This is a genomic window from Psychroserpens sp., assembly GCF_034670085.1.
Lineage (GTDB): Bacteria > Bacteroidota > Bacteroidia > Flavobacteriales > Flavobacteriaceae > Psychroserpens.
The window spans coordinates 269,273-283,848 of record NZ_JAXMOD010000002.1 but is presented as its reverse complement, the minus strand read 5'-3'; the positions used below and the strand labels follow the sequence as shown (position 1 = coordinate 283,848).

7 protein-coding genes are annotated in these 14,576 nt (G+C 32.3%); 4 read left to right on the top strand and 3 right to left on the bottom strand.

Annotated elements, in window-relative coordinates; all coding sequences use genetic code 11:
* Positions 1-143: 143 nt before the first annotated feature.
* From VOI25_RS05075 to VOI25_RS05065, 3 genes are all read right to left on the bottom strand, one after another.
* On the bottom strand, positions 144-2,594 hold the full coding sequence (locus tag VOI25_RS05075; protein WP_323787918.1) for a M14 family zinc carboxypeptidase: 2,451 nt from the start codon (positions 2,592-2,594) through the stop codon (positions 144-146).
* A 234-nt stretch (positions 2,595-2,828) separates the two neighbouring features.
* Positions 2,829-3,692, bottom strand: coding sequence for a hypothetical protein (locus tag VOI25_RS05070; RefSeq protein WP_323787917.1), 864 nt, complete (start codon positions 3,690-3,692; stop codon positions 2,829-2,831).
* 663 nt (positions 3,693-4,355) lie between these two features.
* Positions 4,356-5,060: a hypothetical protein gene (locus VOI25_RS05065; RefSeq protein ID WP_323787916.1), complete on the bottom strand. Its 705-nt coding sequence runs from the start codon at positions 5,058-5,060 to the stop codon at positions 4,356-4,358.
* A gap of 345 nt (positions 5,061-5,405) precedes the next feature.
* Between VOI25_RS05065 and VOI25_RS05060 the strand changes: the two genes are divergently transcribed.
* From VOI25_RS05060 to VOI25_RS05045, 4 genes are all read left to right on the top strand, one after another.
* Entirely contained in the window at positions 5,406-5,570 is a 165-nt protein-coding gene (locus VOI25_RS05060; RefSeq protein ID WP_323787915.1) for a hypothetical protein, read from the top strand.
* Positions 5,571-5,603: 33 nt separating this feature from the next.
* Complete coding sequence (locus tag VOI25_RS05055; RefSeq protein WP_323787914.1) at positions 5,604-7,298, top strand: tetratricopeptide repeat-containing sensor histidine kinase; 1,695 nt, start codon at positions 5,604-5,606, stop codon at positions 7,296-7,298.
* A gap of 2 nt (positions 7,299-7,300) precedes the next feature.
* Positions 7,301-7,966: a response regulator gene (locus VOI25_RS05050; protein ID WP_323787913.1), complete on the top strand. Its 666-nt coding sequence runs from the start codon at positions 7,301-7,303 to the stop codon at positions 7,964-7,966.
* 846 nt (positions 7,967-8,812) lie between these two features.
* Positions 8,813-14,575, top strand: a complete 5,763-nt coding sequence (locus tag VOI25_RS05045; RefSeq protein ID WP_323787912.1) for a PKD domain-containing protein — start codon at positions 8,813-8,815, stop codon at positions 14,573-14,575.
* Position 14,576 lies beyond the last annotated feature (1 nt).

Below are 14,576 nucleotides of genomic sequence, written 5' to 3'. Positions count from 1 at the left end.
AGTACAAATAAACACACAAACTCCATGAAATGCAAATAAATTCGATGAAATACACAAATTATTTTTAACTTATTGATTTATAGATAAATAAAAAAGACTGAAAATGTTTTATTTTCAGTCTTTTTTATTACTTCAACTTAGTTTTATTGTTTAATTAATTGTTTTGTGATCGTCTTATTTGTTTCATTATCAGTTATTTTCAAAAAATAAGAACCTTTAGATATATTTTGAGTATTTTTTAGTTTAAACTGTCCATTATTGAAATTAATATTAGACATATTTAGTATTGAACGTCCGCTAATATCGAACAATTCAAGATTAATACTAGCGTTTATTGATTGTTGAGGTAATTTTATAGTAATTGAGTTACTAAAAGGGTTTGGGAAAATACTAACCTCATCAAGAGCGTTTTCTTCAACGTTCAGTGTGTCTTCAACTGTCACAACAACTTCTTTTCTCGCACTTTTGATATCTTCAATGTTCCAATTATAGAAGAAATAGTAATAATCTAAATTATTAATATTATTTCCTTTTATAGTAATTGAACCATTGGTATACGGGTAACTTGTACCTGCTCCAGTATTGTTTCTATAAAGGGTAAATCCGGAAGACATTTCAGTACTCGCTAATCTTAAATTATTTCCAATAGGTATAATAAAATTTAATTCAATTTGTTGTAAGCCTGTAGATTCTATTACTATAATTCTTGAATCTAACATATTACCAGAACTATCTTGTAATTGAACTTCCATTTCTCCAGTTTGTCCAGCATTTACTGTAACTTCCTTTAACATAACAGATTCTGTAGCGTCAAAAATTAAGTAACGATCACCAGTTCCTCCTGCAAATTGACCTCCATTTGCTGAGTGATTTGTTGATCCTACATTTCCTTTTGTAATTACATCTTCAACGAAATAGGATGTTGTTGTAGTTAAATTTGGAGTATTATAACTTGTGCCAGACGCTAATGCTGTGGAATCATCAATATTTTGATACCAATTAATTGTTCCTGATCCCGTAGCGGTTAATGAAGCACTTTCGTTTGTGTTAATTGTAACATCATTAGCAATTGGTAATGGCGTCGAAGCTACCATTGTTACATTTTGTACGGTTTTTGTGTTATCTGTTACACTAACGCTAATAGTTTGTGTCGCATAACCTGGAGCTTTATAAGTAACATTATAACTGCCTCCTTTTATTAATCTATAATAATCTCCATGATCTTCATTTGAAAAGACATATGAATTAAGGGCATCGTGTCCAGCAATAGAAATTTCAGCAACAACAGGATTTCCAGATTCATCGGAAACGATTCCTTGAAAACCATAATTTGCCTGTTTGATATAATCTAAAAAGGCCTGCTTGTTAAAATTCCATAAATCTGGAAGTTCAGAACCATTTACAAATTTCACAAATGATAATTCAATAGTAATTTCTTTGGTGTGTCTGTAAAAATTCATATAATCTTGACGTCCACCATAAACTTGATACCATATTGATCCTTGAGTTACTCCTGGACTTGAAGGGTTTTCTGGAGAATCATATTCTACTGTCATATAATTTGGATGATTGCTACCGCCAGCTATTCTTCCAGATACGCCATTATAGTAATTATTTGGACTATCATTTTGACAATTTACTGCGTATTCGTTTGAAATGTGCTCATAAAAATCGTGATCAGCATGTTTTGAAGTCGTATTATCATAAGGATAATTTGTTACTTCAGTACCGCCATGAAAATTTGCAGATAATACGATGTCTCTTGAAGCTTCAAAAGCCATAAATGCTTTCGTTTCAGGTTGATAAATAGCACCATTGTCATGTAAACCGGCAGCATTATCTGGATAGTTTCTATTTAAATCTTGACCTGCACTATTTGCTCTAATAGGACTGGTAATAGGTGTGTCATTGCTGAAAGTTCTATAAGTGCCGTCGGGATTGGCTAATGGATTTATGAAAATTTCAGTAGAATTAACGAGGTTGTCTACTTCAGTATCACTCCCGTAATTTGTAAGTAAGTAATCTATTAACCTAATCATTAATGGATATCCAGTTAATTCATCACCATGCATTGTTGAGGTATACATAAATTCTGGTTCTGCTTCATCTATTGAAACATTGTCAGATATTTTTAATACAAAAAGTTCTCTTCCTCCTGCAGTTGTTCCTATAGATTGTAGACTACAAATAGAAGGATAGGTTGCAGCGAAGTAAGACATTTTATTTGCATATTGGTTATACGTTGGAAATTCATTCCAAGACGTATCCCATGCTAAAACGTCATAGGTATCATTATTACTAATTTCATTGTCACTTTGATTGACTATGAAAGGCAAGCCGTAACTTAAAAACTGTTGGAATGATTCGGCATTTGCATAGGCTTCAATCTCTAATGTTTCCCTGTTGACCTTATGTCCAACAGAAAGGAATTGGGATATTTCTTCAACTTGCGCTTCAGTATTAGCTTTAAATACTAGGCAAACTTCTCCTTTAGTCTCAATGTAATTTTGAGCTTTTTGAAGATCTGTTGTTTGAGAATGTACACTTATAAACATAAGTAAAACTAGTACATGTAGGAATGTAATTTTTTGCATTAGGTTTGAGGTTTAGGTAAATTTGGGTTAATTATAAGTGGCTAATATATTGTTTATTTCGAATAAACATCTATAAAATGCATAAAAAACCGTTGAAATGCATAAAATTTTATGAATTTGACTTCAATTTGGTTGAAAACGGTATAGAAAGAATGAGGTGTTTTGTCGTAAAATGGAATACTAAAACCTATTTTTTAAGGTCCTAAGAGAGAATGAAGAAACTACTTTTTATGTTTAGTTTCCGAGAAAGATAAATGTGTTTACGCTCAAACTTCGCGGTGTAATATCGAATCCAGTACCACTTCCGCCACTTGAAACATTTACGGAATGAGAATGATCTCCACCATCATCAATAGTTAAGGTGCCAGTATTATTAAAAATGTTTGGTTCAAATCCACTGCCAGGTTGATCAAAAAATTCACCTGTTACAGATTGACCTGTAATACTTAGTCTTAATAGAGTGAAGTTTCCTGGTGTATTAGTCACATTGTTAGTATGTGAATGTAATCCATCACTACTGGTTGTACCTGCAGGTAAATTATAATTAGGAAGATTGGCTTGAGTTATTGTTTTAGTATTACTACTTGAAACACTTCCTAATCCTGTGCCATTTTGCACTAAAAACGCATTGGTTGCGTCGGGCAGATTTGTCCCAAAACCTAATGAAATTGCTCGTGTTATTTGAGATGCGGTTAATGAGGTTACTGCTCTACCGTCTAATAAAACCCAACCATTATGGTCAGAAGTTTGAAATCCTTGTTTTATATCTCCATAGTCTTTATCAAAAGTCATGCTATTCCAAACCGTTCCGTCAAAATAGTAATAACCTATTTTTGTGATATTATTGGTTTGAGCGTTATTTACTCCACTTAAGTTGGTTACATAAATTATTGTTCCTTCTTGGTCTGCACCATAACCTGTTTTATTAATAAGAGCAGAGCGAGAAATTCTAGGAGGTATTATGCCATCCGTTTGTGTTGTTACAGTAGGATTCCCTTCTATGTCTAATGTAGCCTTAGGGTCTGTTGTGCCAACTCCAACTTGTGCAAACAGAGTTGTAAAGGATAAAATTAGACAGAGTAGGATAATGTTTTTCATTTAGCTATGTTTTTTGTAATCGAAGACGTACTAGATAAAACTATAAAGACAATAGTTGATCGTATTCTTGAGTACAATTTTTTCATAAGTTTAAATCCATCAACTAGAACTTCAAAAGTAAATTGAAATATTATGATTAATTTAATTTTTAGAAAGTCTACGAAATTACTAGATAAAATTTTTTTAAGCGAAAATAGTCGTCTAAATGCAATTTTTTACTATGTATGAATGGTTAAAGGTAATGATTACTATCTTATTGGATTAAAGAAAGTTTAAGAGGGAAAATTGAAATATGAATTAGACTACATTTTGATTTAAAATAAGCTGCCAAATTAGTTTCATTTATTCTGTATCGGTGAAAGTAATTATTTTACTTAAATCAAATCTATAAACTAAAAAGTCCTGCACTTTCGCACAAGACTTTCATTGTTGTAGCGAGAACGAGATTTGAACTCGTGACCTCTGGGTTATGAATTTTAAACAAGTAGCTTTTTTAAATCGTAATCAATTGATTTTGAGTCGCTTAAAAATTCACTGTATTCTTAATCGTGTTCCAAAACGTGTTCGGTTTTGTGTTCACTTGTTATTAGTAATTAATCTTAACCAAATTTATGATAAAAATTTGATTTTTCAATTTAAATGGATGGAGATTATTAGCATAATCTAATCACAAATATATTTGTCAATCATATATTGTGTAATTGGTTTAAGTGTTTTTCCTGTTTCTGGGTGTAATCCTAATGTTGTAAAATATTCTAATTTCTTATTCTTATTTTTTCCATACCAAACATTAACACTACCATCCTCATTAAAGAATTTAGTTTTGCTGCATATAACTGATACTTTTTTGAAAGTATTTATCCTTTCTTCTTTATACAATTTCAATTGATTAAGATCATATTTCTCTGCATCAAATTTTACTTCTTTATAGTGATCTTTTTCCCAGATCATCCAGCGTTGTCTTGTAACTGAGTTATAAACAATAAATCCAATTATTAAAATAGACATTGCGATAATGACAGCTTTATTTTTCTTTACTAAAATTCTAATTTTATCTTGTCTAGATTTTTCTTTTTCCTTATCGATACTTTCAGCAAATTTTTGATAATTATCAAATTCTAAGTATTTGCAAAGACCATTTATAACTGTTAATTGTTTAATGCTAATATCATTGCTTTTTCCTATTAATTTATTAGCATCATTGTAATAATCTCTAAAACTTCGTTCACCAAGTTTAAAACCTTCGGTTTCATCAATAAAATTTGATAATTCTTCTGCAAGATCTGTCAGTGAAGGTTTTTTTATTCCTTTTTCTTGCTTTTTTTTTCTTGCTTTTTCAAAGGCTTTTAGTATTAATAGTTTGTTCATAGTGCTGATCTATAGTTCTTTAAATATGTTTATTGAAACTGGAAGTTTTTAGGAAAATCTTTTCCTAAACCTTTCCAAACCAATTCCAATAGCTCTTAAGTTTTCTTCATTCATTTGTTTCAGAATCAATAAAGTTATAATTAGTTAACATAGCTAATGTACAATATTGTTTCATACGGAAAACCGTAAAGTAATATTCTAATTGTTGAAAATGGGAAGCAATTTTTGGTTATTACAATACACTTTTCCTCTTCCCAAAATAACAGAAGTATAATCTGAAAGGATGCCTTTTAACAAATTCTGAGAACTCTCGGACAGCCATCTTTTTGCAAAATTTTAAAAATCATGAGAAAATTAGCGTATTTATTTGCTTTACTATTTATAGGAGTAAATTACACATCTTGCACACCAGAGAACATTGTTGATAAAGTGGAGTCACAAGCATGTTGTGATGAAGGGGAACATATTCCACCACCTCCACCACCACCAGATCCTAATACAGGAGGATAGTAGATTACTGAAAAATAATTATATTTTTGAGGAATGAATACAACAAAGGATTCATTCCTCTTTTTTTATTTTATTATTTGTGCTTTCATATTGATTCCTTTTTGTGGCTCAAATGCACAAGCGGTTAAGTCAATTGATAGTTTAAGTTATTATAGTCAATTAGCAATACGATCTAAAACTAGTAATGACCTTACAAATACTTATGCATTTTTCAAACAGCGGAGTATACAGAGTTTAAAAAAGAATGATACTTTAAATGTAATTCATGATTTAAGATATATAGCAATAATTCAGTATGAATTGGGGCTAATACATGAGAGTGAATCTACAGCAGTGTTAGCACTTAATTTTATAGATAATTTTAAAATAAATGATTCTATCACAAATGAATCTAGAGTTGGGGTAAATAATCATTTGGGACGAGTTTATACTGAATTAAGAGATTATTCAAGTGCTTTGAAATATTGTAATAGAGCACTTCAATTACAGGAAGACCCAAAAAGACTTAATTCTATTTTAAATAATATTGGATTTATATACTATAAGCAAGCTAATTATCAAAAAGCTTTAGAAGTATTCACTAGAGTACATCAAACCAATTTGGCTATTAATAATACAATTAAGGTTTCAAGGTCATTGAATAATATTGGAATGACTATGTCGAAAATGAAACTGTCTTCTGGTTTAGATAGCCTTTTAAAGGCACTGGTATTAAGAAAATCAGTTGATTATAAGAAGGGCATATTTGATAGTCATTTAAAGTTTGTTGAGTATTACCAAGATAGAGGAGATTTAATAAACGCAAATCGTTATGCGGAAAGTGCTTATGAATTGGCACGATTGCATGGTAACACTACGTTAGAAATAGAAGCGCTAACTGTATTGATGCAGCTTAATCCAAGTAATAATGTGCAGCGCTATACAAAGCTAGTAGATAGTATTCAAGAAGCAAACTTAAATGTTCAAAACAATTATGCAGCTAAAAAATATGCTTTAGAAAAACAAGAACGTCTTGTAAAAGAAAATGAACTTAAAATAAAAACAATTGAGTTAGATAATGAAAAACAGAAACGACTAAAAGCGTCCTATTTGTTTTTCGGGATATTAGTTTTATTATCTGCCATTTTCATTGTTTTCTATATGAGGACAAAACATAAAAAAGAAAGGCTTCATGAAGTCTATAATACTGAATCTAGAATTTCAAAAAAAATTCATGATGAAGTTGCAAATGATGTATATCAATTAATGACAAAATTAGAACATGAAAATCAAATTGATACGGAAATTATTAACGAATTGAGTAGCTTATATTCTAGAACAAGAGATATTTCTAAAGAACACGGAACTGTAAACAGTGATTATCCTTTTAAGGAATATTTGGGTGAGTTAATAGAAAATTTTCAAGACTGTGATACTAATATTATTGTAAAAGGATTAACTAATATCTCTTGGGATTTACTTCCTGAAATTCATAGAATAACAATTTATAAAGTGTTGCAAGAGTTATTAATTAATATGAAAAAACATAGTCAAGCTTCAATTGTGCTTCTTGTTTTCCAAAAAGAAAAGAAGAAACTCAACATTAGCTACAATGATAATGGTATCGGTAGTGCTTTAAGGAAAGGTAATGGTCTTCAAAATACGGAAAACCGTATTAAATCTATTAATGGAACAATTATTTTTGAAACGGAACCAAGTAAAGGGTTTAAAACTAAAATCAGTATTTAGGAATGTTTCAGAAAGTTTTAATTAATGATGATCACGATGCTATTTTATCTAGTATTGCTCAAATTTTATCAAAATCAAATGTTGAATCTGTTGAACGATCTCAATATTGTGATGAAGCCTATTTGAAAATTAAAAGAGCTGAATTGGATGAGATAAGATATGATTTGCTTATTACAGATTTATCGTTTAAAAGGGATCATCGTAATGTGGATCTTGATTCAGGAGAAGATCTAATTGAAAAATTAAGGCTAGAGTTTCCTTTGATGCCCATTATTGTTTATTCGATGAAAGATCAACTTCAAAAAGTACGACAACTTGTTAAAAATTATAACATTAATGCTTATGTCTGTAAAGACCGCAGAGGTTCAAGAGAATTGGAAGAAGCTATAGAAACTGTATCTAAAGGACAGCTTTATTTGTCACCACAGGTTTCTGGTGCTTTAAGTCCTAGAGTTGATTTGGAGATTGAAGATTATGACATTCAATTGCTTAAGTTGTTATCTAAAGGCTTGTCTCAAGATGAAATTAGTAAAGAGTTGAAAAAAAGTAAAATAACGCCTTGTAGTTTAAGCTCTATTGAAAAGCGCTTAAATAAACTTCGCATACAATTTAAAGCTAATAACGTTATACACTTGGTGGCTACTGCAAAAGATTTAGGGCTCATTTAATCTAACATATATCCAACACGTTACGGGAAACAGTAAAAAAGTTACTACTGTAACAAGTATTTTTGACTAGTCATTGCGCTTATAGGGATAAGTACCTTGTTTTAATACGTATTAATGTATATTTTATTGAGGCAGTCTTAGCAGAGTGCCTCTGTTTTATTTAAGTTCACAGTTTCAGAAAAGTAAAAAGGTTAGATTCATTTAGGTGAGTAAAAAAAACAAACTATTTTGACTAAACAAGATAAATCCTTAGTGATCATTAAGTTAGCTTTTTTATGGCTGTTATTGCCAAGTTTAGCTTTAATGACTTATATGGGTATGTTTAACTAATGTCATAATTGGTGAGTTTAAGACTCAACCTAAGTAATGATTAATTAATATTTCAAAATAATCGAAAAATGAAAAAATTTAAAGATGATCCGACACAAGATGATTTAGACAATCACTCAAATCAATTGAATCCAAACAATGATGAATATCATCATTCAAGAGAGGGAAATTGAGCCAAGTGTAAAACTTGACTAACATTAAAACAGAATTAAATTGTTTTCAGAAAGCCCTCGCATAAAAAAAGATTATATAAAGGTCGCTAACAATTTATGGCAAACAATGCCATGCATTTAGTGATAATTACAAAATATTTTGGATTAACATAGGGTTTTTAGGGTGGTAAAATACCCAGCACTAGGTATTTTACAGATTTGTTTTTTGTATTAGCTTTCCAACTTTATATAGGTTAACTGCTTTGTCGATTTAAATTTGATTTTGTCTAAAATGCTTACAGTTAATTGTTTAATTAACATATAAATGCATAAATTGTTTTTTGAAATTAGCAAACAATTAATTATGGGGAATAAAAAATACGCCTACTTTAGAGTATTCTTTTTTATTATAGTCAGCACTGCTCTTGCTTTTAACGTTGTGTCTGAAAATGAATCTACTTTGTTTGCTCCACCAACAGTAAATTTCACTTTTAATACTAATGCATGTTCTGGAGAAACTGTGTCTTTTGTTTCTACAGTAACTGGTGATGGGCCTTTTGATTATGCTTGGAATTTTGGAGATGGTTCAACATCTACACAACAAAACCCAAATCATGTGTTTCAGGCATTGGGATGTGGAACGCAAAATTTTAATGTATCATTAGTTGTTTCGGATGACAATGGATTGTCAACTACTGAAACACAAACCATAACCATAAAAGAAAAACCAAATATTAGTTTTGAAGATCTTGATTCTGGATTTGGTGTGCCTTTTGAGAATTGTAATGCTGTAGAGGTTGCATATACTATTTCGGTTGGAAATACATCAATTTCAGATAGCTGTGTGACGTCATATGCTATTAATTGGGGCGATGGAAATTCAGAAAGTAATGTATCGTTTCCTATCTCTCATACTTATGTAAGTCTAGGATCATTTAATATGGTAATTAGTGCTGTAGGTACCAATGGTTGTCAATCACAAATTTCGTATACAATAAAAAATTCTAGTAATCCAACAGGAGGTATAGTAACACCTGGTTCTACAGTAGATTTGTGCGCGCCTATAGTTCCACTGGAGTTTGCCGTAAGTAATTGGGGTTTAAATCCTCCTGATACAATTTATGATATAGATTTTGGAGATGGAACAACTTTCGTTTTAACCCAAAGTGAATTAGAAGGGTCTACATATTATAACAGTGCTGATCCGGCAGCTTCTACAGATTATCCAATACCACACGCTTACACCGAATCTAATTGTCCAAACTCAAGTTATACGGTGCTTTTAGATATTATAACATCATGTGGCACTTCTAATTTAACGGCAGGTCCAATTACCATTCTGGAAAAGCCAGAAGTGAGTTTTGATGCTGGAAATTCCGCTTGTGTCAATGAAAATATTCTAATAGATAATACGTCTAGTACTGGTTATAATCCAGGTTGTAGTACAGACGTAGATTGGTTTTGGGATATGGGTGATGGAACAACGTATTCTGATTTTGAGCCAGTTCATACGTATACAGCATCAGGGACATATACAATTTCATTATATGCTGAAAATTATTGTGGAGTAACAGACCCTATTACTCAAGTGGTCTGTATTGAACCACCTTTAAACCCAACATTTACGTCAACCAATAATGAAGATTGCGCACCATTTAGTACTGTATTAAATAACACAACAATCTTAACAGATCAATGCGATGTGCCAACTTATGATTGGGTAATTAATTATACCGCAAGTTTTTGTGGAACAACAAGTGGAGCTAATTTTATCAATGGTACCGATTCTAATTCTGAAAACCCAAACATAGAATTTATAAATCCAGGAACTTATGAATTGGTTCTGCAAACGACAAATTCTTGTGGGACATCATCTAGTGCGCCACAGGAAATAATTGTAAAAGCACCACCAGTAGTCTCAATAAACGATATTGACGATTTTTGTGAAACATCTTCAATTATTACGCCATCAGCTACAGTTGATAATTGTGGACCTAGTGTTACTTATAATTGGAGTATAGATATTGGATCGTCGCCTATTGATTGGGAATTTGTTAATGGTACTAATGTGAATTCAGAATTACCTGAAATTGAATTTTATACAGCTGATACTTACATATTGAGTCTAGAAGTTACCAATAGTTGCGGCACCACTATAGATGATGAAGACTTTATATTATCTCCAGTTCCTTCAATAACGAATACGATGTTTGAACAAACCATATGTTCAGGTGCTGATGCGGTTGCCATTGATTTAATGTCTGATATTACTGCTACAACATATACTTGGTCGTCTAATAGTCCTGCAGGATTAACGGGTTATTTGCCTTCTGGATCAACCGATCAAATACCAGTACAAACTTTAATAAATACAACAAATGCTTCAATTTCACTTATTTATTCCGTAACACCTCAAATTGGAAATTGTATTGGAGCTCCTGTCGATTTTGAAATCATTGTAGAACCAGCTCCTATAATAACGGTACAACCTATACCAGATGAGGTTTGCCTTAATGGAACTACACCTGATTTAACAGTGTCTTATCAAGGTTCTGGAACTCCAATTTATCAGTGGTATGAAAACACGGTTGACAATACATCTACGGGTACAGCTATAGCTGGTGCTACTATGCAAACATTTTCTCCTCCAACAGATATGGTAGGTGATACGTATTATTATATTATCATTACATTTTCAACTGGAGGTTGTAATGAAATTATATCTGATTCAGCATTAATTGAAGTAAAAGAAGTATCTCAAATAGATACTCAACCTATTAATACGCAATCCTTTTGTGTTGGTGGTCTCGCTGAAGAATTATCTGTATTGGTTTCTGGAGGAGCAGGTGTTCCAACTTATCAATGGTATAGTAATACAACAAATAGCAATTCTGGCGGAACACTAATTCCAGGGGCGACAAACGCTACGTTTACGCCACCAATTTTTATGGTATCTGGAACCTATTATTTTTATGTTGAAGTTAATTATGGAGCGAGTGGTTGTTCAAACTTAATAAGTGATATTGCTCAAGTTATAGTTGTAGATGACCCAATAGTAACCACACAACCAGAAGCATTTCAAAGTTTATGTCAAAACACAATCCCTAATAATTTAGAAGTAACAATTTCAAATGGATTGGGTAATATATCATATCAATGGTATGTAAACACAACCAATACTAACGCTGGAGGAACATTGATCGCAGGTGCAACATCTAATGTCTTTACGCCTTCAACAACTGCGGTTGGAACTTTGTTTTATTATTGTATCATTACTCAAGATGTATCTGGTTGTGAAGTCACAAGTTTATTAGGTGAAGTTGAGGTTACCGCAGCAGCACAATTTTCGAGTCAACCATTATCAGATGAATTATGTTTAGGAGAAACTACGGCTGATTTAGTTGTGTCTTACACAAATGGTACTGGTACACCAACTTATCAATGGTTCGAGAACACTATTAACGATGTTACTTCGGGAACTCCAATTACAGGAGAGACTTCTTCGTCTTATAGTCCAATGGTGAATACCGTCGGAACAATGTATTACTATTGTATAATTACACTAAGTTCGGGAGGTTGTTCAGAAATTATTTCTGAAGTTTCAGAAATCATCATCAATGAAACACCAAGCATTAGTAATGCTAACTTTTTAATTTGTAGTGATAATACATTCGAATACATTCCTGACGCTTCAAATGGAGATATTGTACCTGTAAATACAACATATACATGGACAACACCAATAGTAAATCCAGCTGGAAGTATTTCAGGCGCAATGGAACAATTAATTAATACGACATCTATTTCTCAGCTGTTAATTAATACAACTACAAATCCTGCAACTGCAACTTATACTATAACACCAACATCAGGTGATTGTGTAGGAGCCGATTTTGAAGTGGTTGTAACGGTTAATCCATCTATTTCAGTAACTGCAATATCTACACACAACGATTGTTATGAATCCAACAATGCATCTATTGACATTACCATAGTTGGTGGTGTACCATTCACTAATGGTAATGCTTATAATATAACTTGGACAGGTCCAAATGGTTTCTCGAGTACAGATGAAGATATCTTTAATCTTGAGGCTGGTAATTATACTTTAAATATAGAAGATGATGGAGGTTGTCCATATTCAGAATTATTCACCATTATCGAACCTGAAGAATTAGTGTTTGGCGCCATAGATTTTGATCCAGAGACTATTTCCTGTTTTAATGCTAATGATGGATCAATAGGCGTTTCTGTTGAAGGTGGTACTTTGCCATATACCTATAGTTGGACTTTAAACGGACTTCCATTTTCTTCAGATGAAGATGTAACGAATCTTGGTCCTGGTACTTACGAAATTTCGGCAACAGATTTTAATAATTGCGGACCAATAACACAAAGCTTTATAATTGTAGAGCCTCCTCTTTTAGAGGTTGCCTTAGATACTCAAACAAATGTACTTTGTTTTGGTGAATCCACTGGAAATATAACAGTCAATACAATCGGTGGACGCCCAGGTTATAGCTTTAGTTGGACAGGACCAAATGGGTTTACAAGCTCAAACCAAAATATCGATAATATATCAGCAGGAACCTATCAGATTGAAGTAACTGATGCGTCTAATTGTACAGATACTTTAGAAGTTGTTATCATACAAAATGATGAAATTACAATAGATGTAACCGCAACAGAAATTGAATGTTATGGCGATAATGATGCATCTATAACAATCAACAACATAGCTGGAGGCGTATCTCCTTATTCCATTGCTTGGAGTAATTTCGGAACAGGGTACAGTCAAACTAATTTATCTGGAGGAATCTATACAATAACAATTACTGATGCCGAAGATTGTTCTAGGTCATTTCCTATTGTTATTGATGAACCTCCTCTATTTTTAATAGATCCAATAGTAACTCAAATGTCTTGTTCTGGAGAAAACGATGCCAGTATTGTGCTAAACTTTCAAGGCGGAATAGATCCCGTTACTGTTGTGTGGGATGATGATCCCTCAGCAGGAGTAGAGCGCAATAATTTGGCTCCAGGCTCTTATTCTGTAACAATAACAGATGGCAAGCCATGTACTATTCAAGATAGTTTTACCATATTTAATATATTACCACTTGAAGTGTCTGCAAATGTAACTAATGCTCTCGATTGTGATGAGGCTAATAGTGGTGCGATTAATTTATTAATAGAAGGAGGAACGCCTCCTTTCAGTGTAACTTGGTCTAATGGTGCTACAACAGAAAATTTAGATAACATTCCTCCTAATAATTATACGGTTATCGTGACCGATGCTAATGGTTGTGAAATTGAAGGAAATTGGGATGTAGATAGATTTGAACCTCTGGTACTTGAGGTTGATACGCAATCTGAGGTAGATTGTGAAGCAAAAACAGTTAACCAAACATTTGTTGCTTTAGCAAGTGGAGGAGTGCCTCCTTTTATGTTTAATTGGTCGAGCGGAACTGTAAGTGGCTTAAATAATGAATTGATGACTACTGATGAAAACGGACTAGTCATCTTAGAAGTTACAGATAGTATGGGCTGTACTACAAATTTCAGTTTTAATGTAGAAACACCAGTTTTGGGAGATCCAGATTTTGATGTCGACTCATTTGGTTCTGTCAATTATGGGATTTTTGCAATTCAAGATCCTATTCAATTTACAAATACAGCTACAGGTGATTACGTTAGTGTGTTATGGGATTTTGGAGATGGTAGTTTCTCAGGTGAAGAAAACCCAATACATACCTATTTGCAAGTTGGAAATTATGTAGTAACTCAAACTGTAACTTATCCATTTGGATGTGTTTATACTAACATAGTTACACTCATTGTTGAAAAAGGTTATAAACTCATTATGCCTGATGCTTTTACCCCAAATGAAGATGGTCTTAATGATTATTTTGGTCCAGAATACATTGGACTTAATCAATTAGAAATTAATATATACGATACTTGGGGAAGTTTAGTTTATTCAGAATCTGGAGATGATATCAGAGGTTGGGATGGCAAGATTAATGATGAGGAGGCAGAGAATGGAAATTATTATTACACGTTTAAAGCAAGTACGTTTTATGAAGACTTAATTGAAAAACAAGGCGCTTTTGTATTTATTAAATAAC